26 protein-coding genes are annotated in these 24,768 nt (G+C 48.4%); 20 read left to right on the top strand and 6 right to left on the bottom strand.

From position 1 onward, the window contains the following. Positions 1–385 precede the first annotated feature (385 nt). Positions 386–1,366: an ATP-binding cassette domain-containing protein gene (locus BUA14_RS04050; protein WP_072771400.1), complete on the top strand. Its 981-nt coding sequence runs from the start codon at positions 386–388 to the stop codon at positions 1,364–1,366. Continuing rightward, a complete protein-coding gene (locus tag BUA14_RS04045) occupies positions 1,363–2,115 on the top strand; it encodes an ABC transporter permease (protein ID WP_072771399.1) in 753 nt (250 codons plus the stop codon). The genes BUA14_RS04050 and BUA14_RS04045 overlap by 4 nt, the downstream gene beginning before the upstream one ends. Before the next feature lie 4 nt (positions 2,116–2,119). Here BUA14_RS04045 and BUA14_RS04040 read toward each other — a convergent pair whose 3' ends face one another. Beyond that, positions 2,120–3,355, bottom strand: a complete 1,236-nt coding sequence (locus tag BUA14_RS04040) for an MFS transporter (protein ID WP_207649531.1) — start codon at positions 3,353–3,355, stop codon at positions 2,120–2,122. Between the two features lie 127 nt (positions 3,356–3,482). On the opposite strand from BUA14_RS04040, the gene BUA14_RS04035 reads away from it, so the two are divergent. From BUA14_RS04035 to BUA14_RS04020, 4 genes are all read left to right on the top strand, one after another. Beyond that, positions 3,483–4,397: a LysR family transcriptional regulator gene (locus BUA14_RS04035; RefSeq protein ID WP_072771398.1), complete on the top strand. Its 915-nt coding sequence runs from the start codon at positions 3,483–3,485 to the stop codon at positions 4,395–4,397. An 82-nt stretch (positions 4,398–4,479) separates the two neighbouring features. Then, positions 4,480–5,895, top strand: coding sequence for an MATE family efflux transporter (locus BUA14_RS04030; RefSeq protein WP_072771397.1), 1,416 nt, complete (start codon positions 4,480–4,482; stop codon positions 5,893–5,895). 47 nt (positions 5,896–5,942) lie between these two features. Then, positions 5,943–6,566, top strand: a complete 624-nt coding sequence (locus BUA14_RS04025) for a TetR/AcrR family transcriptional regulator (RefSeq protein WP_242954540.1) — start codon at positions 5,943–5,945, stop codon at positions 6,564–6,566. Between the two features lie 148 nt (positions 6,567–6,714). Beyond that, positions 6,715–7,467 (top strand): MerR family transcriptional regulator, encoded by a 753-nt coding sequence (locus BUA14_RS04020; protein WP_084078403.1) that lies wholly within the window; start codon positions 6,715–6,717, stop codon positions 7,465–7,467. A 122-nt stretch (positions 7,468–7,589) separates the two neighbouring features. On the opposite strand, the gene BUA14_RS04015 is transcribed toward BUA14_RS04020, so the two are convergent. Next, positions 7,590–9,851 (bottom strand): HelD family protein, encoded by a 2,262-nt coding sequence (locus BUA14_RS04015; protein WP_072771395.1) that lies wholly within the window; start codon positions 9,849–9,851, stop codon positions 7,590–7,592. Between the two features lie 343 nt (positions 9,852–10,194). Here BUA14_RS04015 and BUA14_RS04010 point away from each other — a divergent pair, with 343 nt between their 5' ends. The 11 genes from BUA14_RS04010 to BUA14_RS03960 all read left to right on the top strand — a co-directional run bounded on the left by BUA14_RS04010 (position 10,195) and on the right by BUA14_RS03960 (position 17,455). Continuing rightward, positions 10,195–10,467, top strand: coding sequence for a DUF5320 domain-containing protein (locus tag BUA14_RS04010; RefSeq protein ID WP_072771394.1), 273 nt, complete (start codon positions 10,195–10,197; stop codon positions 10,465–10,467). Between the two features lie 63 nt (positions 10,468–10,530). After that, positions 10,531–10,899: a DUF134 domain-containing protein gene (locus BUA14_RS04005; RefSeq protein ID WP_072771393.1), complete on the top strand. Its 369-nt coding sequence runs from the start codon at positions 10,531–10,533 to the stop codon at positions 10,897–10,899. 52 nt (positions 10,900–10,951) lie between these two features. Then, positions 10,952–11,320 carry a NifB/NifX family molybdenum-iron cluster-binding protein gene (locus BUA14_RS04000; protein ID WP_072771392.1) on the top strand — a complete coding sequence of 123 codons (369 nt, stop codon included), beginning with the start codon at positions 10,952–10,954 and terminating at the stop codon, positions 11,318–11,320. A 1-nt stretch (position 11,321) separates the two neighbouring features. After that, entirely contained in the window at positions 11,322–12,227 is a 906-nt protein-coding gene (locus BUA14_RS03995; protein ID WP_072771391.1) for a nucleotide-binding protein, read from the top strand. Continuing rightward, on the top strand, positions 12,205–13,068 hold the full coding sequence (locus BUA14_RS03990) for an ATP-binding protein (protein ID WP_072771390.1): 864 nt from the start codon (positions 12,205–12,207) through the stop codon (positions 13,066–13,068). The genes BUA14_RS03995 and BUA14_RS03990 overlap by 23 nt, the downstream gene beginning before the upstream one ends. Before the next feature lie 54 nt (positions 13,069–13,122). Further along, positions 13,123–13,947 carry an MBL fold metallo-hydrolase gene (locus tag BUA14_RS03985; protein WP_072771721.1) on the top strand — a complete coding sequence of 275 codons (825 nt, stop codon included), beginning with the start codon at positions 13,123–13,125 and terminating at the stop codon, positions 13,945–13,947. A gap of 19 nt (positions 13,948–13,966) precedes the next feature. Beyond that, positions 13,967–14,815 (top strand): Mrp/NBP35 family ATP-binding protein, encoded by an 849-nt coding sequence (locus BUA14_RS03980; protein ID WP_072771389.1) that lies wholly within the window; start codon positions 13,967–13,969, stop codon positions 14,813–14,815. Beyond that, on the top strand, positions 14,808–15,167 hold the full coding sequence (locus tag BUA14_RS03975) for a NifB/NifX family molybdenum-iron cluster-binding protein (protein WP_072771388.1): 360 nt from the start codon (positions 14,808–14,810) through the stop codon (positions 15,165–15,167). Before BUA14_RS03980 ends, BUA14_RS03975 begins: the two co-directional genes overlap by 8 nt. Positions 15,168–15,453: 286 nt before the next feature. Further along, positions 15,454–16,086: a fumarylacetoacetate hydrolase family protein gene (locus BUA14_RS03970; RefSeq protein ID WP_072771387.1), complete on the top strand. Its 633-nt coding sequence runs from the start codon at positions 15,454–15,456 to the stop codon at positions 16,084–16,086. 197 nt (positions 16,087–16,283) lie between these two features. Continuing rightward, positions 16,284–16,664 (top strand): NusG domain II-containing protein, encoded by a 381-nt coding sequence (locus BUA14_RS03965; protein ID WP_072771386.1) that lies wholly within the window; start codon positions 16,284–16,286, stop codon positions 16,662–16,664. 83 nt (positions 16,665–16,747) lie between these two features. Next, positions 16,748–17,455, top strand: coding sequence for a cytochrome c biogenesis CcdA family protein (locus BUA14_RS03960; RefSeq protein ID WP_072771385.1), 708 nt, complete (start codon positions 16,748–16,750; stop codon positions 17,453–17,455). 250 nt (positions 17,456–17,705) lie between these two features. On the opposite strand, the gene BUA14_RS03955 is transcribed toward BUA14_RS03960, so the two are convergent. The 4 genes from BUA14_RS03955 to BUA14_RS03940 all read right to left on the bottom strand — a co-directional run bounded on the left by BUA14_RS03955 (position 17,706) and on the right by BUA14_RS03940 (position 22,993). Beyond that, entirely contained in the window at positions 17,706–18,461 is a 756-nt protein-coding gene (locus BUA14_RS03955; RefSeq protein WP_072771384.1) for an SDR family NAD(P)-dependent oxidoreductase, read from the bottom strand. A 30-nt stretch (positions 18,462–18,491) separates the two neighbouring features. Next, positions 18,492–19,751, bottom strand: a complete 1,260-nt coding sequence (locus tag BUA14_RS03950) for an MFS transporter (protein WP_072771383.1) — start codon at positions 19,749–19,751, stop codon at positions 18,492–18,494. A gap of 255 nt (positions 19,752–20,006) precedes the next feature. Next, positions 20,007–21,164 (bottom strand): methyl-accepting chemotaxis protein, encoded by a 1,158-nt coding sequence (locus tag BUA14_RS03945; RefSeq protein ID WP_072771382.1) that lies wholly within the window; start codon positions 21,162–21,164, stop codon positions 20,007–20,009. A 275-nt stretch (positions 21,165–21,439) separates the two neighbouring features. After that, positions 21,440–22,993 carry a PucR family transcriptional regulator gene (locus BUA14_RS03940; protein ID WP_072771381.1) on the bottom strand — a complete coding sequence of 518 codons (1,554 nt, stop codon included), beginning with the start codon at positions 22,991–22,993 and terminating at the stop codon, positions 21,440–21,442. A gap of 199 nt (positions 22,994–23,192) precedes the next feature. Between BUA14_RS03940 and BUA14_RS03935 the strand changes: the two genes are divergently transcribed. From BUA14_RS03935 to BUA14_RS03925, 3 genes are all read left to right on the top strand, one after another. Then, positions 23,193–23,552, top strand: a complete 360-nt coding sequence (locus BUA14_RS03935) for a cupin domain-containing protein (protein ID WP_178371618.1) — start codon at positions 23,193–23,195, stop codon at positions 23,550–23,552. A 66-nt stretch (positions 23,553–23,618) separates the two neighbouring features. Continuing rightward, positions 23,619–23,990 carry a cupin domain-containing protein gene (locus BUA14_RS03930; RefSeq protein WP_072771379.1) on the top strand — a complete coding sequence of 124 codons (372 nt, stop codon included), beginning with the start codon at positions 23,619–23,621 and terminating at the stop codon, positions 23,988–23,990. Then, the gene (locus BUA14_RS03925; RefSeq protein WP_072771378.1) at positions 23,987–24,754 is read left to right on the top strand and encodes an HpcH/HpaI aldolase family protein; all 768 of its coding nucleotides are present in this window, start codon (positions 23,987–23,989) and stop codon (positions 24,752–24,754) included. The genes BUA14_RS03930 and BUA14_RS03925 overlap by 4 nt, the downstream gene beginning before the upstream one ends. The last annotated feature ends 14 nt before the right edge of the window (positions 24,755–24,768 follow it).

The following is a 24,768-nucleotide window of genomic DNA, read 5'->3' as shown; positions in this document are numbered from 1 at the left end:
TAGGCCTCCTTTAAATTATTATATAGTGAAAATTATTTCAAAATAAGCTGAACATGGCCTCCTTTCTCTGCTCGCAGTGTGGGTCATTTCATATTGTGAAAAGTTCGACTAATTAAATTATAGCAGTAAAATCTTAACGAATTATTATTAATCATTAACATAATATTAAAATTGATTTTGGTCCCGAGTCGGGGGATCAGGAGAATAGAGGAAGGCGCAGCGCAGGTCGGGGGGTCACAGATTATCGCGAAAGCTTAGGAGAATTGTCTGACCTCTTGAATGACCGGCTACTCTATGTTATTATATAGCAGTATTCAACGTAGTTGATTACCGATGATGTTGAATACCTGAGAAAAAATTATTTTGGCGATGAGGGAGTGATTGCATGTCCAATGCTATTGAAATTACGGACTTGAGAAAGAGTTTTTCGGTCAAAGCAAAAGGCAGGATAATCAAAGTGGAAGCGGTGCGTGGTCTCACCCTTGGGGTGAAGCGCGGTGAGATTTTTGGCTTTCTCGGTCCTAACGGAGCGGGAAAAACCACAACCCTGCGTATGCTTACAACACTCCTGCCGATTGATGAAGGTAAAGGGGCCATTTGCGGGTATGACCTTGTGGGTCGGCCCCAGGAAGTGCGGCGCCATATTGGTTATGTCAGCCAGCTGGGCGGGGCGGACTGGGAAGCAACGGGGCGCGAAAACCTGATCCTGGCCGGGCAGCTATACGGAATGAAGCGGCACGATGCTGAACAACGTACCGAGGAATTGCTTGCCGTATTTGAATTAGTCGAGCTGGCGGATCGGGTGGTAAGGACCTATTCCGGAGGGCAAAGGCGCCGGCTGGAAATCGCCTTGGGCATGATCAACCGGCCGGAAGTACTGTTCCTTGATGAACCGACAACGGGGCTTGACCCGCAGAACCGTGCCAATCTTTGGGAGCAAATCCGCAAACTGAAAGAAGGGGGCACGACGATCTTCCTGACGACTCATTATCTGGATGAAGCGGATGCTTTAAGCGACCGGCTTGCCATTATGGATTGCGGAAGCATCGTGGCCGAGGGTACCCCCCAGGAACTCAAGGAGCAAATTTCCGGCGACGTTATTCAAATTCGTCTTGCCAGCGGTCGGACCCAACAAGTAAAGGAACTGTTTGACAAGGAGAGTTTTATCCATGAAATCCGCCTTGAAGGGGAAAACATCTATCTTTATGCCAGGAACGGAGCGCAGGTTCTGCCTCCCATCTTCGCCATGCTGGAGGCCGCAGGTGTCCAAACCCAATCGGTCAGCATAGCCACGCCGTCCCTGGATGATGTATTTCTTAAACAAACGGGAAGACTGTTGCGTGATGCAAAGGAGGACATAGCATGAAAACCGCTCTTGAAACAGGACTGCTTTGCCGGCGGAGGCTTTTGGAACAAATCCGCTCGCCCATTTGGCTGTTTATGGGGCTGACAACCCCCTTGCTGTATCTTGCTCTGTTTGCACCTCTTCTGGGCGGGCTTCCCACAGTTGGGGGTGCAGGTGTCGCCGATGCTTTCGTACCCGGCTTGCTGGCTTTGTTTGCCTTAAGCAGCGGGACCGGTATAGGCTGGATAATCAATCATGAACTGAAGACAGGGGTTATCGAGCGCTTCAGGGTTTCACCGGTCAGCCGCTTTTCCCTGCTGATGGGAAATGTGCTGAAAGACATCATTACCTTTTTGCTGCCGGCCCTGATCGTGATCAGCGTTGCCAGCTTTGCCGGATTTCATATTCACGCCGGCGGGCTTGCCGTACTGCTGGTGCTGCTCTGCCTGCTGACAGCGGTGGTATCTGCCGCAAGCAGCAGCTTAGGGCTTGTAGCCAAGGATATTGGTACCATAGCCGCTGTGGTCACAGGATTGCAGCTTCCCATAACCCTGCTGGCAGGAGTTTTGCTGCCTATTTCCTTTGGACCGGCCTGGCTGCAGGTTCTGGCTCATCTGAACCCCTTGTATTATGTGGTGGAAGCTTCCCGCGTCCTGGCCGGCGGCACAATTTGGGATGGGAAAGTTCTTTGGGCTTTTGGGGTGATGATACCTTTACTGGGAATCACCCTCATCTGGGCAGTCAATGTCTATAGAAAAGCTGTGGCCTAAACCCTCATTGGAACCTCCCCCGCAGCGGCAGGGTCAGGGGGAGGGTGGCCAGAGCCCCCAGGGCAATAATCGTCACGGTCCATTGGAGGCTCATAAAGTCGCTGATTAAGCCGTAGACCGAGGGAACGATGGCTCCGGAGCCCAGGACGGCCGTGTAAAAAACGGAAAAAGCCTGGGCCCGCTGTTTCTCGGGTACCAGTTCGGGTACGCTCCCGTACAGTACGGAAGATGTGCCGTTTAAGGCAAGCCCGAGCAGGGGGGCCAGGAGCAGGGCGCGGCCCAGAGAAAGGACCATCATCCCGCTGATACAGAGTGCCGTCAGGCTTTCCGTAATGATCACCGACCGCAGGATGCCGACCCGGGTGGCCAGGATGCCGCAGACCAGCTTGCCGGTAGCGCCTCCGGCAAAAATAAGGGCGAGAGCGAAACCGATGGTATTTACCCCGGCCCCCTTTTCCTGCAAAAGAAAGGGGAGAAAGGTCAGGAAGGCCATCCGGGTTGCCCCGTCGATAACGCCGATGGCCGCCAGGGACCAGAAAGCCTGATAGCCTTTCCAGCCCAGGAGGAGTTTGTGGGCAGCCGGCTTATTCTCTGGGGCTGGCGAGATGGTAGTGGGACCGAGTCCCTTTGCCGCCAGGGCCAGGATCAAGAGGAGCAAAAAGCCGCAGGCTGCCAGCAAACGGCTGGCGGTTGGCCATTGAAAACAGGAAATCAAAAAGGCTGCTGCTGCAGGGAAAACCAACTTGCCGATGTCTCCGGTAAAATTTAAAGCGCTCAAAGCCCGCCGCCGCCCTTTAACCTCGGTATAGGCGTCGGAGATCAAAGCAGAGGATATGGGATGCTGCACGCTGGAACCTACGCCGGACAGGATCAGGAGCAGCCCTAAAAGCCAGGGCTGGGTGACCCACCCGAACAGCAGCACGGCCAGGCCGGTCACGGCGGTCCCCGCCAGCAAAACCCTGATGCGTCCCACCCGCTGGGCTATCAGTCCGGAAGGGATTTGAAAAAGGCCCATGGAACCGGAAACCAAGGTTTTAAACAAGCCGATTTGGGTAAAGGACAATGACCATTGGGCCTGCCAAACCGGGAAGAAAACATAAAGCATGTCGGTGAACCCGTCATGGAGAAAATGAGCCAGGTTCCCGATCAGCAAGGTCCGCCGGGTTAAGTATTTTTCGTGATGGATCCCGTTACTTTTTTCACTTAGCTGCACCTGATGATCATTTATAGTCGGTTGCAAATTTCCGCCCCCCTCAGCGCAAGGCATTTTATCTATAGTTTTATTCTAAATATCGAAAGACCCCTTGTAAAACGAATCATTTCGCCATATAATATCTAAAATTTGAATATTACAGGGGAGGAAGGCCATGTATCTTTTAGGAATCGAAGCCTTTTTGGCGATCGTTCAGACCCACAGCTTAAGTAAAGCTGCTGAATTTTTGCATTTAACCCAATCCACCGTCAGTTACCGGCTGAAAACCCTGGAGCAGGAGCTGGGAACGTCTTTGGTGCAACGGGGCAAAGGCCTTCCCGCCATTGCCCTCACCCCTTTCGGTGAAAATTTTGTCGCTATAGCCGAACGCTGGCGGGCCCTGATCCGGGAAACGGAGCTGCTCCAGGCCAACGGACCGCAAATCAGCCTGGCTCTGGGTGGGTCCCACAGTCTGAACACCTATCTGCTGCCTTCCTTGTACCAGGCTTTAAGCCGGCACACGCCGCCCCTCCGGCTGCAAATCCGCACCCAGCATTCCAAAGATCTTTATACCGCATTGGAGCGCCGGGAAATCGACGCCGCTTTTGTGCGCAGGGAACTGATTGTACCGAATGTCGCCGTGGAACCTTTTTTTCAGGATGAGATGGTTCTGGTCAGGCTGTCAACCCCTGAAAACAGCGCGGTCAAGCGGGTTGCCCCCAGTGATCTGCACGGGGAAGACGAGCTGTATATTCACAACCGGGGCTGGGGCTCAGCTTACCAGAGCTGGCATGACCGTTGGTGGGATCCCCTTGAGCCTCCCCGCATTCAAATCGACGGCATGGGACTGATCTTTGCCCTGCTGCAGGATTCCCGGCAATGGGCGCTTGCCCCCCGGAGCATTGCCGGGAGGTTCGTTCAATCCGGTCAGTGTGTCATCCAGGAAATCTCTGATCCGCCCCCGCCCATCGTTCACTATAAGATCACCCACAAATATGCCCCGCCGGCCAGTCCCGGCTTAAAACTGCTGGACCGCTATCTGAAGGATTTTTTCCCGGCAGGGCAGGGTGGAGAGCAGAAGCCGGAATAGGAAATTTTTCACTGCTCCTTGACGGATTAGGATGGATGGACTACATTAAGATTAGTACGATTGGGCTAATGGAGGTGGCGGCATGTCATCCGTCAAAACGAATCAAGGGAACAACATGTTGGGTACGCAGCCAATCCCCGGCATGATCTGGAAATTTGCGCTTCCGGCGATCATTAGTGCTATGACCAATCAGGTGTATAATCTCATTGCTCAGGTCTATATCGGCTGGAGTGTAGGGGATCTGGGCATAGCGGCCACCAATGTGGCTTTTCCGCTGGCGATCCTGATTACCGCACTTTCCGCCTTGTTTGGAATGGGGGGCGCGGCGAAGTTCGGCCTTTATATGGGCCAGGGCAAGCCGGAGGAAGCAAGGCAAACCATTGGCAATGCCCTTGTTTTAATGGTGGTCAGCGGTTTGGCGGTCGGTATCGGTGCGACGGTTTTCCTACGGCCTTTGCTGTATACCTTTGGAGCCACCGAGGCGATTATGACGTATGCTATACCCTATACTCTGATCACCAACATCGGTATTCCTTTTGGAGTTCTGGCGGTGGGAGCATCTTACCTGATCCGGGCCGATGGCAGCCCGTCCTTTTCCATGTTGGTCGTACTATCAGGGGTGATCTTTAATCTGATCGCTGCACCTGTGTTTCTATTTGGGTTGGAGATGGGTATTGGGGGCGTTGCTTTGGCTACGACCCTGGGGCAAATGCTGTCCAGCGCGGTGGCCATTTACTATCTGCGCGTAAAATTCAAGTCTGTTTCTTTAAAGAGAGAAGGTATGCAGCTGCAGGGTGCTGTGATCAAAGGGGTTTGCGCCTTGGGCTCTGCTGCATTTTTCACCCATTTGGCAGCGGTGGCAGTGCAGATTGTTCAAAGCAATGCCTTGCGGTATTATGGCGCCCAATCCATATACGGAAGCGAAGTAACCCTGGCCTCGGCGGGAGCCGTGATCAAGGTTATGGCTTTCCTCATGTCGGTGGTTATAGGTATATCCCTTGGCTGCCAACCCATATTTAGTTATAATTATGGCAGAAAACGGTATGACCGGGTCAAAGAAGCTTATAAGCTGGCGGTTTCCTATGCCACGATTGTTTCGGTCATCGCCTTTTTGTGCATCCAGATCTTCCCCCGCCCTATATTGAGCATTTTCGGGTCCACCAACCCTTTGTTTTATGATTTTGCCGTCCAGTACATGCATATCTACCTGTTTATGACCTTCGCCAACGGAATCCAGCCGGTCACCTCAACCTTCTTTTCTTCGATTGGCAAAGCCAGGATTGGTTTTTGGATGTCCCTGGTGCGGCAGGTTTTGCTCTTGATGCCCCTGCTGCTGATTCTGCCCATCTTTTGGGGAATCAAGGGCGTTTTATGGGCAGGGCCTCTGGCGGACGGCATTGCGGTAGTTTTGGTTATCCTGTTTGCAGCGAGGGAAATGCGCATCATGACCGGGCTGCAGCTTAAGCAAGTACCGGATGCGGGGATTGCCAAAGAGTAGTTGAGGAATACTTAGGGAATAGCTATTGAATAGTCATTGGAGTAATTATGGGAGTAGTTATAGGAGCAGTCATGATGGAAAACAGCACAAAACAGGAAATACTGAAAACAGCGAAGGACTTATTTAATCAACGGGGCTTCAATGCCGTATCTCTGCGCGATATTTCAGGCGTCATGGGAATCAGCAAAGGCAATCTGACCTATCATTTTAAAAAGAAAGAAGACATTATTGAAGCGATCCTTGATGAAATGTCCGGTCAGTACCGGCCTCCTCAAGTTCCGCAATCACTGGGCGAAATGAACGCTCTGTTTATGCATCTTCAAACGATGGTGAAAGACAATGCCTTTTATTTCTGGCACCATGCCCAGCTTGCTCAAGTATCCCCCAAAATACGGGAACAGCAAAGCAAGGTCTATCAAACCAACATCAAATTGTTCAGGCAGGCCTTTGCTGTCTTTAATAAAGATGGAGTGCTCCTTGACGAGCAGTTTCCTGGCCAGTATGAACAAACCATCGATTCCCTGCTGCTGGCCTGCATTTATTGGATACCCTTTGGTGAGTTAAAGCAAAAGGTTGGGCAGCCGGCCACATTTCAACAGTATGCCTGGGCGGTGCTCTATCCCTTACTCACGGAAAAGGGGAAGAAGTTATTGCAGGAGATCAGGGGGTAGAGTATATCCTGTGTTAAAAATCGGTTGTTTTAAAATGGCGAAGCAGGCTTCCTCATTTTTCAAAACAGCCGATTTTAATGCTAAGACAGTAGGAAAAAGCCTTGACTCTTACCTTGGAGGAGGGCTTATGCTTAACGCGAGGTGAAGAATGATGCTGTACACGGTTAAAGAAGTCGCAGAATTGGCGGGAGTTACGGTCAAAACCCTCCATCACTATCACAAAATAGGATTGCTGAAGCCCTGTGAGATCACGGATGCCGGCTATCGTCTCTATGGGGCGGAGGAATTGGAGCGTTTACAACAGATCTTGTTCTACCGTGAGCTTGATTTTTCCCTCAGCGATATCCAAAAAGCCCTGGAGGATCAACCGGGTCGAATAATGTGTCTGACCAAACAGCAGGAACTGCTTATAGCGCGCAGGCAGAGACTGGATTGTTTGCTGAAGACCATTGGCGAGTCGATTGTCCTCACCAAGAAAGGAGAAGTTATGGAAAAATCAGCAATGTTTCAGGGACTTAACGCCGACGCCTGGAATACCGCTCTGGCGGAGCAAAGTCAATACCTTAAGGATCACTATGGGTATGAGCTGCCCAAAGTAGAGACTGAGCAAGCCGAGGAAATGAACGATAGTGCCGCTGAAGCCAAGCAGTTTCTGGATTTCCTGGCTGAGGCCCTGCAGGCCGGCTGGAAAGGGAATGATCCCAGGCTGCAAAAAAAGATACAGGAGCATTTGGCCTTTTTAAAGGACCATGGACATTCTATCGATGCCCAAACCTTTGTCGCTCAGGCCAGATTCTTTCTGGAGGATGATTTTCATCGCGGTATGCTGGAAAGCCAGCAGCTGGGGCTTTGCTACTACCTTTGCATAGCTGCGGAAATGTATGCAGCTGCCAATCAGTAATCAATAATCGTTAATCAGTAAAGGATTAAAATAATGGGGAAGACCTGCTCTCTTGAGGCAGGTCTTCCTTTGTACGCATGCCCTGCGGGCAGCGCCAGGTGCTTTATCTAAAAAACTTTGCCTTACAGCAGGGGGCTGATATCCCCGGTGTAAAACAGGTTGAGCCGGTGCAGGGCTCTGGTGCAGGCGATGTAGAGAAGATTTTTGTCATCTTCGCTGTCATAATGATCTCGATCGGCATCGCAGACGAGTACAGCGTCAAACTCCAGGCCTTTTGATAAATAGACGGGGATGGCGAATACTCCTTTCAGCTCCATCTGAACGTCATTTCTGATCAACTGAAGAGGAACCTGATCCTTCAGCCGCTCGTACAGAGAGCCGGCGTCGTGCTCAGTTTTGCAGATTAACCCGATGGATGGGTATCCCTTTTCCCGGCAAGAGTTGATCTCCGCGATGATCAGCTGATCGAGAGCTTCTTGATCGGGAGCGGTCAGGACGACCGGAGGATCGCCTTTTCTGCTGAAGCTGTTGAGTTTAAAGCTTGGCTCGAGAAACCTGGTGCTGTACTCTAAGATCTCCTTGGTGCAGCGGAAGCTTTTATCCAAGGTTACCAGGGCTGAGTGCTGCTTGCCGAATATTTGTCTTGCCCGGTCGTAGAGAGAAAGATCTTCCTGCTTCCCGATGGTTTGTTTGATATCCCCTAAAATGGTATAGCGGGATTGGGGAAACAGAGCCTGAAAGATTTCGAAATGAAGAGGATCATAATCCTGAGCTTCGTCGATGACCACCTGCTTGATCCCTTGATAGCCGGTATAAACTTTTGTCTTCAGGTGGAGAAAGGTTAAGGCCAGAGCGTCATCATAAGCCAGGACATCCCGGTTAAGATTGTCGCAGGTGAAGTCAATAATCGCCTCCATGTCATTGGGCAGTTCCAAGCCTTTGGCCAAACGATAGAAATAAGGTTTGTCACTGAAGAGCTTTTGATAAAGTTCGGCACAATCGAACTGGGTGAATTCCTGTATTTGCTTAAGCAAAGCGGTGCTTTCCAGGAGTGATAACCTGCGGGCCCCTTCTTCCACGGCAAACTCCTGCCCGGTCCGTTCCCTAATGAAGGTTTTCAACTTTTCCAGACGATATGTGCGCTGCTTGTGGACTGATTTTAAAATGGATTTCTCCAAGTGCTGCAGGGAATAGCTCAAGGGAGCAGGAGCCCGTTTCTGCTCTTTGAGCAGTTTGGCTTTTAATAATTGCCGGCTGGCCAGGCACTTCCCGTCATAATAGATATCGCTGAACCGGTCCCAGCGATGGGGCAAGTCGGCAATAAAACGCTTTAAGATCTCAGCAAACTGGCTCGAAGCTTTAAAGGCCAGGCTGTCTTTTAAGAGACTTCTCTTTTGCGGTCTTTCCTGGGAGCGGCCGGGAGAGAGCAGAGCTTCCAGAAATTGATTCCTGGTTTGGATGGTTTCACGCTGCAGCACTTTGCGCAGTATTTCATCAACTACCAAAGAATGAACATTGCTCTCTCCCAGTTCAGGCAGTACATTGGCAATGTACTTTTCAAAGAGGGTATGGGGGGAGATAATGACGATATCGTTATTGGATAATTTAGTCGAGAGACCCTGATACATCAGATAGGCGACGCGATGGAGGGCAACGGAGGTTTTGCCGCTGCCGGCAGCTCCCTGGACCATCAGCAATTCCATTTCCAGATCGCGGATCACCCGATCCTGGTCCTGCTGGATGGTCTCGACGATGGTTTTCATGGTCGGGGAAGTATTCTGGGAAAGCAGTTTGCGCAGGAACTCATCCATGATTTGCCGATCTGCGTCAAAGAAATAGTCCAGTTTTCCTTTATGGATCTCATATTGACGTTTTAAGCTGACCGCTCCGTTTATTCTGCCGCTGGGAGATTCATAGAAAGCTTCCCCTGTGCCGAAACGGTAAAAGACACTGGCTATGGGTGATCGCCAATCATAAATATAGATGTCATGGGTTTTGTCATCCTGAAGGGAAGACCGCCCGATATAAATCTGCTCCGGGGACTCTTCGTCAGCGAACTTAAAATCCAGGCGGGCAAAGTAGGGTGAATCAAGCAACTTTTCTAGGATCAGGATCCTGTTGGCATCCCGTTCGTATTCGGAAACTTTTGCCGACACGGGATTGGCGTACTGGCTTAGCTCCACAAGGGCGTGAAAATTATCCATGGACCAGAGACCGGAGATAGAATGAGAGGTATCTTCCCGCATTTCTTGCTTGGCAGCAAGTATCTCAGCCTTATTATCCTCGCTCCTTAGTCTGGCTGAAACTAATTGCTCTTCGACAATGGCTAGGGTTTGTTCCAGACGCCTGTTTTCAAATTCTTGTTCCACTTGAGTTTTCTCCAAAGCCCAACCCCCTGTTCACGACATTCTTCACCTATATTACACATAATGGCTGAAGATTATAAGAATGTTATTTGAAAAATTTTAATGGTATAATTAAAGTAGGAAGGGTATTTCACGCAAATGATCCAGTCCATTTGCCAAGAGCGGATGGATGTTGACTGATGCCACAGCCTGTTAGGCAAAGGAGTCTTGCCCTATAATTGAACCCTCCGGTCACAGGGAAGTGATCGGGGGTTTTTCGTTTTTTATAAAACAAGATTTAAATTCATATTGACATATGTCATAAACGGAGTATACTGAAATATAGATGACATATGTCATAAACTCTGAGGAGGTGAATTCTATGCCAGGAAGAGATGGAACCGGCCCTAGTGGCGTCCGCTCAATGTCGGGAAGAGGTTTGGGACTTTGCTCTGGGGCAAATGCGGTTCAGCCCCGTGCCGGCAGAATGGGATTACCAGGACGTGCCCGCAGACGAGGTCTTGGTAGGGGCTATGGCAGTGGCTTGGCAGTTAACCCGGCTTCCTCTAAAACACAAAAAGAATTGCTTCAGGAACATAGAGACAGGCTGCAAAACCGAATCGCCAGCATTGATAAACAATTAGAAAGTCTGTAAGATCGGCAGAGGTAACCGGAGGACGCTCTGGTTATTTCTGATTGAGATAGAGGTGATAAAATTATGCCAAGACCCATGAAATGGAGAAAGGTCTGCTGTCTGCCTGAAAGCAATCGCTTCGGTCCTCTGGACTTAAATGGGGATGATCAGAATCAGGTGAAGATGACAGTTGACGAATATGAGACGATAAGGCTTATTGACCTGGAAGGGTTTACCCAGGAAGAGTGTGCTAAAAAAATGAATGTCGCCCGCACTACGGTCCAGGGGATCTATATCGAAGCGAGGAAGAAGCTGGCTGAATCTTTAGTGAATGGTAAAGTGCTGCAGATCGAAGGAGGAGAATACCGGCTTTGCGACGGCTTAGGAAATGGCTGCGGCCAGGGCTGCCAAAAGCGCAGACGAAGAATGGGTTGTGCCGGTCAAGAGGAATGAGGGGACTGAGTACGTGTGAAATTCTTGCAGTGAAAAAGAAGGGGGGATTTTTATGAAGTTGGCAATACCCGTAGATGAAAAAACCATGAAAACCAATGTCTGTGTATCTTTTGGACGGGCTCCTTATTTTCTTATTTATGATACGGAAAGCAAAGAAGGTACCTTTATCGACAACAGCGCAGCGTTAAGCACAGGAGGAGCAGGGGTTAAGGCTGCTCAAATCATCGTCGATCACAAGGTTGATGCCCTGCTTGTGCCCCGCTGCGGCGAAAATGCGGCCGAGATTTTTAAAGCGGCTGATATCAAATTGTTTAAAACCACAACCCTTTGGGCCCAGGAAAATATTGATGCCTGTACAGCCGGAAAGCTGCCGGTTCTGGATAAGGTTCATGCCGGATTGCACGGCCACGGAGGCCATTGAGATGAAGATAGCTGTCCTCAGCGGCAAGGGCGGCACCGGCAAAACACTGGTATCCGTGAACTTAGCTGCGGCAGCCCAGCGCTCCACCTATATAGACTGTGATGTTGAAGAGCCCAATGGGCATCTCTTCTTTAAACCTGAGGTTCTTCAGGAGGAAGAAATAACAGTCAAAATTCCCAGGGTTGAGGATAAGCTGTGCCAGGGGTGCCGGAAATGCGTCGATTTCTGCCAATTCAATGCCCTTGCCTATATCAAAGAAAAGCTGATCGTGTTTGAAGATGTTTGTCATTCCTGCGGGGGCTGTATCCTCCTTTGTCCAGAAAAGGCCCTGACAGAGAAAGATAAGGGTATCGGCAAAGTTCAAAAAGGGCTGTCTGATCAGGTAAGGGTCTATACTGGCATACTGGATATCGGTGAAGTTTCGGGTGTCCCGATCATAAAAAAGCTTCTGAGTGAGAACAAATCGTATGAGAGCCAATCAGATGAGAACCGATCAAATGAGAACGAACCGGAATCCGACCAACTCACCTTCATCGACTGTCCTCCGGGCAGTGCCTGTAGTGTTATGGAGAGCATCAAGGATGCGGATTACTGTCTGTTGGTCGCTGAGCCAACTTTGTTTGGCGTTCATAATCTCAATATGGTCCATGAACTGGTCAAGATCTTTAATAAGCCCTGCGGGGTCGTGCTGAACAAGAGCTTGGAAGGAGAAAATCCAGCGGAAACGTTTTGCTTGGAAAAAAATATTAGGATCTTAAGCCGCCTGCCTTTTGATCATGAGCTGGGAAGGTTGAACTCCAATGCCGAAATTGCTGTCAGGAAAAGTGAACACTACAAGGCTCTGTTTTCCGCTCTGCTTGAAACAGTGACCAAGGAGGTGCAGCATGAAACAGCTGCTTATTCTTAGCGGGAAAGGAGGGACTGGAAAAACCACCATCGCCAGTGCCTTGATCAAGCTTGCCGACGCCAGGGCTTATGGGGATTGTGATGTAGATGCTCCCAATCTGCACCTCATTGCAGGACAGAGCTCAGAACCGGCGAAGCTGGATTACTATGGGCTGCCCAAAGCCCGGATAGATCCCGAACTGTGCAGCCGATGCGATCTATGCAGGCAAAACTGCCGGTTTGATGCTGTTTCAGCAGGGAGTACCTATAGAGTAGATCCTTTTGCCTGTGAAGGCTGTGGAGTCTGTCAGGCTTTGTGTCAGGCCGGGGCCATAACCCTAAAGCCTGCCGCGGCCGGTGAATTGATGCTATATACCCATCAGGAAAAAGTGTTTTCAACAGCACAACTGAAGATGGGGAGCGGGACTTCCGGCAAGTTAGTCACTGAGGTCAAGAAACGGCTGAAAGCGGCAGGGGGTGCGGCCGAGCTGGCGATTATCGACGGCTCTCCCGGAATTGGCTGCCCTGTCATAGCCTCCCTCAGCGGCGTGGATATGGTTTTGATTGTGGCGGAACCTTCCTTATCAGGGATCAGTGATATGGAGCGCATCATCAATACAGCGGCCAAATTCGGTACGAAAGCGGCCATCTGCATCAATAAAGCGGATACCAACCCCGCCCATACAGAGAGGATCGAGGAGTATTGCCAAAGGCAGGAACTGCCCTTGGTGGGAAAAATTCCGTTCGATTTCGCTGCCGTTGAAGCCATCAATAAGGGGCTGACGATTGTGGATAGTGAGTGCGCATCGGGAACAGCAGCAAGAGAGGTCTATAACCAAGTGATGGAGCTTATGGCAAAGTAATGCTCTTATAGCAAAGTGATGGATCTATATTTAAAGAAATGGCGGGCCAGCATTATGATAATTAAAACTTTAGTGGAGAATACAGCCATCGCGGAGGATTTCGGCAGCGAGCATGGTCTTAGCTTGTATATAGAAACAAAAACTCATAAACTGCTCTTCGATGTCGGGGCAAGCGGACTCTTTTGGCAAAATGCCGCAAAACTCAATGTGGATATTGCTGAGGTGGATTTTCTGATCATCTCCCATGGCCATTATGATCATGGTGGAGGACTGAGAGAGTTTTTACGGGAAAACACCAAAGCAAAAGTGTTTTTACATCCTCTCGCTTTTGAAAAACACTATGCTTTATGCTCAGATAATGAATTGGCATGGATCGGCCTGGAGGATGACCTCAAGGAGAACGGGCAAATTGTCCTGACTTCCGATCAATTTCTGATCACTGAGGGCATTTGGGTCTTCTCGAATACCATTCGCTCAGAGCCCCTTCCCGTATTCAACAAAGGGTTGCTCAGGGAGGAAAATGGTCAGACCACGGAGGATACTTTTGCGCATGAACAAAACCTTGTCATTGAGGAAGAGAGCAAAACTCTTTTAGTAACAGGCTGTGCCCATAATGGGATTGCCAATATCCTTGAGCAGTTTCATAAATTAAAAGGTCATATGCCGGATTATGTGATCGGTGGATTTCATCTTTCCAGCCCCTCTTCAGATGACCATGAAAGCTTTGTGAGGCTCGACAAGTTAAGCCAATACTTGATGGATACTAAGGCAAGCTATTACACCTGTCATTGTACAGGCCGAAAGCCTTATGAACGGCTGAGAGCCAGGATGGGTGAGAGTATCAATTATTTGTCGGCAGGCAGTACGCTAACAATCTAATAATAAAGGAGACAAAACTATGAGCGAACAATGCAATGAAAGCTGCAGCAGTTGCGGGGAGGACTGCGCAGACCGCAAAGAAGGCACCCCCGATTTCTCGGCAAAGCTGCATGAGCAGAGCAGGGTTAAAAAGGTCATCGGCATCGTCAGCGGCAAAGGAGGGGTCGGCAAATCCCTGGTTACCTCCATGCTCGCCGTTACCATGAAGAAAAGGGGCTATCATACGGCGATTCTCGATGCGGATGTAACCGGACCTTCTATTCCCAAAGCTTTTGGTCTTAAGGAGAAGGCCAGGGGCGGTGAATCCGGACTGATTCCTGTTAAAAGTGAAGCCGGTATTGATATTATGTCGATTAATTTACTTTTGCCAAAGGATACCGATCCTGTGATTTGGCGAGGGCCGATTATCGCCGGGATCGTCAAGCAATTCTGGACAGATGCCATCTGGAGGGATGTGGATTTTATGTTCATCGACATGCCCCCCGGAACCGGTGATGTTCCCCTCACAGTATTTCAATCCCTGCCGGTGGATGGAATTATCGTTGTCACTTCCCCTCAGGAGCTGGTAGCCATGATTGTCACCAAGGCAGTCAATATGGCGAAGGTGATGAATATTCCCGTTCTGGGTTTGGTGGAGAATATGTCTTATTTTAAATGCCCTGACAACGGCAAGGAGTATCGGATTTTTGGCGAAAGTCATATAGAGGAGATCGCTGTTGAACATCATTTAAAGATTCTCGCTAAATTGCCGATTGAACCCCAAATAGCCGCGGCCTGCGATCAGGGAGCCATCGAACAGGTTGAGGAACATTGGTTTGATTTGGCAGCCGAACTATTGGAAAAAATGGAGGGAATAAAACATGCTTAAAATCGCGGTAGCAAGTGAAATGGAAAAAGTGGCGGAGCATTTTGGCCACTGCGTAAACTTCAACATCTTTGAAGCTGAAAAGAGCAGGATTGTTAAGAGCGGATGCATACCAAATCCTGGGCATAAGCCTGGTTTTCTGCCCAACTTCCTCAATGACATGGGCGTCAATGTGATCATCTCAGGTGGCATGGGGGCAGGTGCCATCGATATCTTTAATGAAAAAGGCATCGAAGTGATCACGGGAGCCGCCGGCAATACCCAGGATGTTGTGGAAGAATATCTTAAGGGTAATCTGAAATCCACCGGTTCTGTTTGTCATGAGCATCAACATCATGGTGAGTGCGGAGAGTGAATTCTGATTCCCTTTAAGCGCCGACATAAAGAACAGATAAAATGGTTGACTGTCTATGGAGGGCAGCAACCATTTTTTGTCATCTTAAGGGCCAGACAATGCCAACAATGCCATCCCCGCCATTGCGTCTCCCAGCTGATACCAATAGTCTCCTTATCAAAACAATAAATTAATTAAAACAAATGAATCTAAACGGATTGAGCTTGCACAATGATGACCGCATAGTGCATTATAATAAGTACAAGCAATATAAGGGAAAACTGTGAAGCCTAAGGAGTGGATGATCATGCCCGTCTTGATTAAAAACATAGTGTGCGTAGGCCGCAATTATGCACAACATGCTCAGGAGCTCAATAATGCGATTCCGCAAGCACCGCTGTTGTTTACTAAACCTACCCATTCTCTGGCTGAGGCCAATGGCGGCGAGATCCTTTTCCCGGGGGAGCGGGGCCAGATTCAATATGAAGCAGAACTGGTCTTTCATATCGGCAGACCCTATGAGCCTGGGATTAAAGCCGACGACCTTGTGGACCAAATGGCAATCGGTATCGACTTTACTTTACGGGATGTCCAGACAGAGTTGAAAGCAAAAGGCTATCCCTGGGTACTGGCCAAAGGGTTTATCAACTCGGCCGTCCTTACCCCTTGGCAGCCTTTCCCCGGACTTGGAGCCATGCTGGATGTTGAGTTTTCACTGGATAAGAATGGCTGCGAGGTTCAACGGGGCAAGATGAGGGAGATGATTTTTGACCTTCAAACAGTGATTGATTATACGGCCCTCCACCTTGGACTTGGCGAGGGGGATATTCTTTTTACCGGTACTCCCGCTGGAGTCGGGGCGGTTCTTGACAGAGACCGCTTTGTATGTAAATTGGCGGATCAAGAATTGGGAAGCTGCTTGATCAAGCTTTCAAAATAAACAGGTTGAGTATGACGTCAATTCCTTGGTTACCCTGATCATTTTCTAAATGCTATAGAGTACCAATTTTTAAATGTTATAAAGCAATAATTTCTTCATAAGTTATTCACGGCTCATTCACTAAGTAATCAAATTTGCTTGCTATAATGCCAATGTTATGGAAACAACCTTTTGGAAATAACTTATGGGGATTAAAGATGAAAAAAGTTGAGAAGCTGCTCATTATCGGCATCGTGCTCATAAGCAGTATTTTGCTGGGCACGATGACCCTGGCAAAACCCGCTCAGGCAAATGCCAGCATTGTTATTGTCATTGACAATGAAGTAAAGCAAAGAATCCCGCTTGTGGTTGAAGAGGAAATGCAAACCTATGAATTTAAGTTTGGAGAGCAAACCGGTTATCTTGAAGTGAAAAACGGTAAACTAAGAATGCTGGAGATGCCTAAAGAGATTTGCCCTGAGGGGATTTGCTCGGAAACCGGCTGGATTGCCAGGCCAAGCCAAGCCATCGTTTGCTTACCCAATAAAATTATTGTCACGATCCAGGGACTGGATGATAAAAGCGACGAAATACTCTAGAAGAATCCATAGATACTTTTAGTTCTTTAACCTCTTTCTTGGACATAAAAATACCTTAAAAGGTCAAGAAAGGGTGGTGAAGAATGGATTCCTTAGCTCACTCTTTGATGCTCGGTATGGAAAATGGCTCCTCGTGGTTAATGGTCTCCATGTTTATGGGAGGAATTGTTCTGTCCATTAATCCCTGCATGGGAGCCATGATCCCCTTAGTAATAGGTGGGGCACGTCAGGAAGGGTATAGCCGGGTTATTCAATTTATCTTAGGGTTTACCTTAACCCTGATGCTGATCGGCGCTCTGGCCGCCCAGGTGGGGATACTTTTCCGTTTACCTGCTATGTACTGGACTATCTTCTTAGGCGTTTTATACCTTGTTGCCGGAGCAATCCTGCTGGGTTTCCGGTTTCCCGTCAAGGTCTCGGGGTTTTATGTGACCCGGAAAAACGGTCCTCTCCGACATATTTACCAAAAAAGCCTGAGCCCCTGGGTTCTGGGAAGTTTTTTCGCATTGGCCCCCTCTCCTTGTACTACACCGGTTATTCTGATGATGAGCGGAACGGCGATGGCCAGTGGTCACATGATTTACTCTTCCTTAGCTTTAGGAGCTTTCGGGCTGGGCCATAGCCTCCTGCTGGCTATGGCCTTTGTCCCCGGGGTAAGAAGATTATTTAAGATGAACAGGTGGACCCAGCAGCTGCGTCCGGTGATAGGTATCTTATTGATTCTGCTGTCAGGCTATATCCTGGTGACACAACCTGGATTTGAACAGGCCATGTCAGGACATCAACATTAACAATTGAACAAATTAGCAAATGACTGCTGCCTCGGTTAGGCTGCAGTCATTTTTAAGGATCGGGAGGGTCAAGAGTATTGACCATGGTGTACATAAGGGGTTGAGGTGAAAAAGAAGGGGATTCAATGAAGAAAAAACTTATGGCCGGAGTGCAGAGGCTCTGGATAAGAGAATAGACAACTAAGGTGTAACTCCCACTTTTCATGAGAGTTACACCTTTTAGGTAGTAGATTGGGTTCAGATAGGATGATTACCAGGCGGAGTAGCCTCCATCCACCATAAGTTGGGTGCCAGTGATACCGCTGGCGGCATCGGAGGCGAGAAATAAAACGGCCTGGGCAATTTCAAGGGGTTCCAGCAGACGGTGCATCGGAATTTGCTCCAGCCAGAGGGGTAGATAGTTTTGCATTTTAGTTAAAGCTCCTGTTGCTGTATAGCCGGGAGCCACCGCATTGATCCTGATGTTGTATTCAGTCCATTCGCTGGCCAGAAGTTTGCAAAGGTGTGTTACGGCCGCTTTGGATACTCCATAACTGATGTTGGTTTCAGGACGCAGGGCTTTAAGTGCTGCGATGGATGAAATACAGATCATACTTCCTTTGCCTTTTTCGATCATATGGCGGGCAAATTCTCGGGCACAATAAAAGGTTCCATTAAGGTTGATGCTCAGAACTCTCTGCCAGGCTTCGTCAGGGTAATCCAGGGCAGGATGAACCGCTCCTACACCAGCTGCGGTCACAAGGATATCTGCCCCGCCATATTTTTCACGGATCGAGGCAGCACCGGCCCGAACTGATTCCGGGTCGGATACGTCCATAGGTTGATAAAAAAGCTCAAATCCTTTTGTTTGATAGAATTCAATGATTTCCGCTTCATCAGCTCGGATATCAGCAATAATGACACGGGCTCCCTTCTCGGCAAACAGGGTGCAGATTTTTTCACCGATTCCGCCTGAGCCGCCGGTAACAACAACATTTTTACCATCAAATCTCAAAAATTTCTCCATAAGTATCAACTCCTTAAATGGTGAGGACCCTTAGTCCAGTTCCTTGCCCGCTGTTTCCGGCAGCAGGAAAGAGAAGAAGAAAGAAAGGAGGAAGAAGATTCCCGTTGCCATCAAGACATTCCTTAATCCGAAGGTTTGGGCATAGAAGCCCACCACCGTCACGGCCAGGGCTCCCATGCCCCGGCCGATGCTATAGCAAAAGCCTACAGCAGTGCTCCTGAACCGGGTTGGAAAGAGTTCGGAGAGCAGGGGACCCAGACCGGAATAGGTCCCGACTTTGAAAAAACCTACGATCGGACCGATCAATAAGTATAAGAAGACGGAGATCTGGGCGGTATAGACCTGGAATGGGGAAAAGAAGGAGGCCAGAAGTAGAAACAAGGCGAAGGTTTTCTTGCGGCCAAATTTATCACTTAAAAAACCGAAGAATAAATAGCCAAAGAGCATTCCGAAATAGGTGGGGAAGATCATTAAGGTACTGTTGATGGCAGATACTCCGGCTCCACCTTTGGCTACCGGGGTGGCAAGATAGGCTGAGGACCAAGTGCCGTAAGGAACACTGGCGATCATGATCAGTCCGACAAACAGAGTGCCTAGCAAGACTTTCCTCAGCTGTTGGCCTTTAAAAATAGCAATCAGAGGGAAGTCTCTTTTTTCAGACTTGGAGGCCATTGCTCCTTTTTCTAGCCAGATTTGCGGTTCTTTAACATTTCGGCGAATGTAGAATACCAATAAGGCCGGTAATGCGCCGACGAAGTAAAGAACCCGCCAGCCGAAATAGGCGATGATCGCGCCCCCGATTAAAGAAGCGACCATGCCGCCCACAGCGTAGGCCGATTGCATGATGGCCAGGGCTTTGCCCCGATGCTCTTTGGGCCAGGTCTCCGAGATCATGGTTGCCCCGGCGGTCCATTCACCGCCCAAGCCCAAGCCTACGAACAAACGTAAAACTAGGAGCTGCCAGATATTTTGGCTAAAACCGCAAAGACCTGTGGCCAGTGCATAAAGCAGGATTGAATACGTCAAAGCCTTCATGCGGCCAATTTTATCGGCAATAATGCCGAAAATGATTCCACCCAGGGAAGAGGCCAATAGTGACAATGTTGCCACCAAACCCGTTGTTCCCGTGGACAGGTTCCAGGCATGCATAAAAGAAATGATGGTAAATGAGTATAATAACGTATCGAATGCGTCCAAAGCCCATCCCAGATATCCAGCGATCAACGCAGACCACTGCTCTTTATTAATTCCTTTATACCAGGGAAGAGGTGCATTAACATTGGCATTCATTCAATTCACCCTTTCTTTTTCCTTGCTGAACATAATAAGAAGTCGATCAACATAGCACAACAGCTCATCTATCGGAGCCGCCACTCGTTGAGATGAGCTATGTCGCATGTTTAAAGAAGGTTCTTCTGCATTGCCGCGCTTTTTATTATAGAGCTTTATAGGGGTGGGATCATTAGGAATTGCGTTGGAAAAGAAGCGGTTTTTTTATACAGATTGTCTATAACCCCTTTCAGGAAGAGTCTGTCCTGGAAAAACTCAGGACTGACCGGTTAAAATGCCGGAAAGATGCAATAACTCTTGCGATAAAGCAGTGATTTCCTGGATGCTGGCTGTAATTTCTTGGGAAGAGGCGGCCTGTTCTTCCGTGGACCGCAGGGAAATGTTGCTTTTATTAATGACTCCGTTGATATTGTCTTTGATCGTGTCGGTCAGTTTTTTTATTTTGGGTACGGTGCTCTTGGATTGCTCAGACAGGTAGCGGATTTCTTCCGCAACAACCCCGAATCCGTTTCCCGCTTCCCTGGCCCTGGCGGCTTCAATCGCTGCATTTAATCCGAGCATCTTGGTTTCATCGGCGATCTCTTTGATAAAATGGGATACTCCTTCTATTTCTTCTGAAAGAGAGATGACCTTTTTAATTTCCGTATTGAGTATTTGTTCATTCTCATAGATCTGAGAGGCTGTTGCCGTCAATTGTTCGATGGCGGAGGATATCTCACTGAGGCCTTTATTTAGATTTTCCGACATTCTCAGCAATTGATAGCCAACCTTTTTCGATGAAATTATCCCAAAGGTTGCAATCACTGAGCCGGCTTGATTATACAGCGGGTAATTAACCATGAGCAGGGGAGTTCCAAAGCGGCTTTCTTCAACCATGGTAAACGCCGGCCGCCTTGTCTGAATTGCTTTTAAAGCGTTATCTATGTTTGCTAATGGGGTTCCAGTTTGAATCAAGGGCAGCTCAAAATCGGGTGAAGTTTGTTTGTAGGTGATTTTCTCTAAATCAGTCAGGTATAGAATGAAACCCCTTGGGAGCATTTCTATTAACATAGGGGCCATTTGCAGAAAAGAGAAGGTAGTGGGATATATTGTTTGCTGGAAAACAGCCAAGCTGCCGGCAGTCTCTCCTGCATCGTCTACTAAGGGTATGGCGGTAATCGTGACCGCCGTTCCGTAGACTGAGGCCGGAAGTTCTCCTGTTACCTGCGTCTTTTGAAGAATCGCTTGATAAGCCGGACCTTCTTTGGCAAGTGTTGTTCCGACACTTAAAGAGGTGATATCAAATTCGGGGGAAGGCAATTTCCAGGTGATGGTTTCTCCTTGGGTAATGATAACTATTGGTTTGCTCATTGCGTTAATAGATGTGATCTGGACGAATTCTTTGACAGCATTTAAATCCCTGATAGAAATCATTCGGGCAACCTCTCTTCCGGTTTTTAAATAGTAACGGATAGGGCACAGTTTGTTAATGAATTTTCGGGTTATTAAATTTATTATAGATGGTGTTTCCCTGTGTTACATTATGGATACCGTTGGAAAAGACGCCGGTTCTTAATACAAATTGTCAAAAACATGAGGAAGGCTTCCAAGCTAACAAGCCACCCATCACGCTAAGGTGAGGGGTGGCTTGTTGGCCATACTGCACTTAAAGTATGAACGGGAACACAGATCAATAGATTACTCAGGATTCAAATGTGTTGCTGCATGTTTTCCCGGTCAATGACCAGAAGCATCTGGAAAGAGGAGTACAGGTAATTCCTTAAGCGGGCATTACTCAAATCCAGTTTGAATAGTTCCTGCAGCTTTTCGATCCTGTAAACGAGAGAAGCTCGGTGAATGGAGAGTTTGTTTGCCGTTAGGGTTTGGTTGCTGGCATTGATTAGATATTCGTAGAGGGTTTTAGTTAATTGGGTGGCATTTTTATCATCATAGGCCATCAGCTCCGGGAGAGCCGGGTGACAGTATTTTTTCAGATCAATATGTCCGGATAAAGTGCTCCACAGGTGAGGGATGATGTAATCATCGTAACGGAAAATTCTTTTTTGGTCATAGAGCAGACGGCCCAGATTGATAGCAGTCACTGCCTGGTCGAAGCACTCTCTGAGCCGGATTGCTGTATCGGCTTGACAGCTGATTCCAGCCCAGACTCGGTGTTTCAACAAAAAGTTATTGAGGCGCGTCGTCTCTTGGGTGGTTAAGGTGCTAAAATCCCTGCTGCTGATGATGACAATATAATTTTTGTAGATAGCTGATTTACCCCAAGGTATATCCTTAGTACTAGCGGAAAGCAGGGTGGAAATCTGGTTTTTATCAGCTTGGGCGATATCGATCGACATAACCCAATAGGCTTTGTCCACGTTTAGGTCGAGGGATCTGGATTGCCCTTCAGCCAAACCGGCATAGGCGTAGTCCCCGTCAAGGAGCATTTTAATAAAATTCTCCCGACGGATTTCCGGAGGATTGGTATATTCAATATTATTCCTCATATAGCCCGCTAGGATATCACATATGGCGGCAATCAGCTGTTTATCTTCTTCTTTCAGTTGCCTGGAAGTGTCCAGAACAGAAAAATAACCTAACAAGGCATTATCAGTGACCACTTTTCCGGTAATTGTGGTATAGTCGCTGGTCAGTTTGGGAAGCAGAACCGGCTCAGCTGCTTCATGCAAAATTTCCTGCATGATTTTGTAACGCTCAGAGTTCATTGTTTCTTCGCTGAATCGTCCGTACACCCCGTGCTCTTCCCAGAGAGTCCCCTTGCCATCCTGATAATGAGAACGGGCAATTAACTGGGTGTTCTTATCGGCGAAGACAACGGTATTGCCTAGGATTTCGGAGCAGATATTCACTAGTTTTTGCGGACTGCTTCGGTAAATAACTGCCTTAATCAGGCGCATAGAATTCAAGGTCAAACGGGTATGGCCCCCAAGGATCTCCTGGACCTGATTGAAAACAGCGATTTCATCATTGTTTTCCGGCAGGAGGATCAGATTAACCGGTAAGTCTTCCAGTTCTTCTGTTTGCCAACTCCTGTCGCAGATGCAGAGAAAAGTCGTGTCCTGGGGAATAACGGCCAGACCCAGCAATTGGGACAACCGGGTGATATAGAGTAGTTGTTCATCAAAAACAGACGGGGCAGAGTGCAGAAATTGAGTACCGATAATATTGCGGGGGGATTTTAATGAAAGAAACAGGATGGTGTTATTTCGCTTGAGCGCTTTTGCGATACTTTGGAGCTCCACTTGTTTCTCCCCTTTCCTGAAAAGTGCGAAAATATCAGTTTCATTATAGTCACATTAGGAAGGATTAACAACAAGAGCTGGACAGGCAATTACCAAGGAGGTGTTGAATAATCCCCTGATTATTCCTACAAAATTGCAGATGAGTTTAAAGAAAGTTTTCGCAATAATAAATCTGCACAGCAAATTTAAACGAAAGGGGATGAACAACATCGACAAAATTTATGCAAAACTGTCTGAGATGGAATGGACTGATGTGGCTGTTAACGGGAGACGGGTTGGAGTCAAGGTTAAAAACTTTGAAGCGGAAAAAGCTAACCTCCGGCTTCAGGAAATTGAATATACCGGAAAAGAGTCCAAGGCCCACCAGCACATTCACGAGCAGATTGTTGTAACGATCAGCGGTACGATGGAAATGACCATCGAAGACAGGATCTACTATTTGGAGTCCGGTGATATGATTGCCATTCCGCCAAATGCCATACATTTCACCAAAGTGACCGATCCCCAGGGTGTCAAAAATCTCTTGATTTTTGTTCCTAAACAAGAAGGAGTCTTCTAAGTGGAGTATTAACCATCTATCCCTCTTCTGCATTTGCTGCATACTGAATCAAGGGAGGTTTTTTTTATGGCAGGTGAACACCTCAATATTAATGAAATAGGCTGGACCCAAATCAAGCCTGGAGCAGACCGGATTACCATCCACGGGGAGAAATGCTCCGCTGTAATGAATAAAATCGCTTTCGGATTTCCTGAATTCTATCACCAGCATTCTAATGAGCAGATCAGCTATATTGTCAGAGGTCAATGTGATTTTACGGTAGGGGAAGAATTATATCATGCCAGTCAGGGAGACTTTATCCTGATTCCCTCCAACACTATCCATAATGCCACGGTGACTGGTGGAACAGAGTGCATCATGTTGGACATTTTCGCTCCGGTCAGGGCGGAATTTCCGCCCAGCAACAAAAAGGGTTATCCGGGGAGCGCTTCCCAATGAAGAATCAGCTGAAGCAAAAATTGGGGCGGGGAGAAAAGCTGATCGGGTGCTTTGTCAACTTTTTCTCTCCCCCGATGGCTGAGATACTGGGCGCTGTCGGCTTTGACTTTATGATTTTGGATAACGAACACGGCTGCTTCAGTCAAGGTGAAATTGAGCACATGATCCGGGCTGCCGACGTGGTAGGGCTGCCGGTGGTGGTTCGAACAGATTATGATCACTCCTCCATTCAAAAAGCTCTGGATATGGGTGCCGCCGGAATTCAGGTTCCTATGGTCAATACCCGGGAACAGGCCCTGGCAGTTGTGGCTAGGGCTAAATATCCGCCCTTGGGGCGCCGGGGAGTGGATTATTACGCCAGATCCGCCCGTTTGTCCGGTTCCCGGGGCGGAGATTACCTGGAGACACAGAACCGTGATGTTCTGATTGTGGTGCAAATCGAAACGCCGGAAGCCGCAGCAAACTTCGAGCAGATTGTGACGGTTCCCGGGGTTGATCTGGCGCTGCTGGGGGCTCTGGACTTGTCGGTGAGCATGGGCTTATCCCAGGGTCCCGCCCATCCCCAGGTTAAGACCTTGATGGAGGATCTGGCTGACCGGGCCAAGCGGCTCTCAGTCCCTTTAGGGATGGTGTTTCTTAATCCAACCATGCTGGAAGATGCTGAAAACAAAGGGGCTGTTTATTTGGCCACAACCCTCTCCGGGGTTTTAACAGCCGCTTTGCAGGATATCATCGGCTATGCCAAAGCAAAACCCCAGGATTGAATTATCGATAAAAG

The organism is Desulfitobacterium chlororespirans DSM 11544, from assembly GCF_900143285.1.
GTDB classification, from domain to species: Bacteria; Bacillota; Desulfitobacteriia; order Desulfitobacteriales; family Desulfitobacteriaceae; genus Desulfitobacterium; species Desulfitobacterium chlororespirans.
Note: the sequence above shows the minus strand (reverse complement) of the source record. Positions and strands in the feature narration are given on the sequence as shown.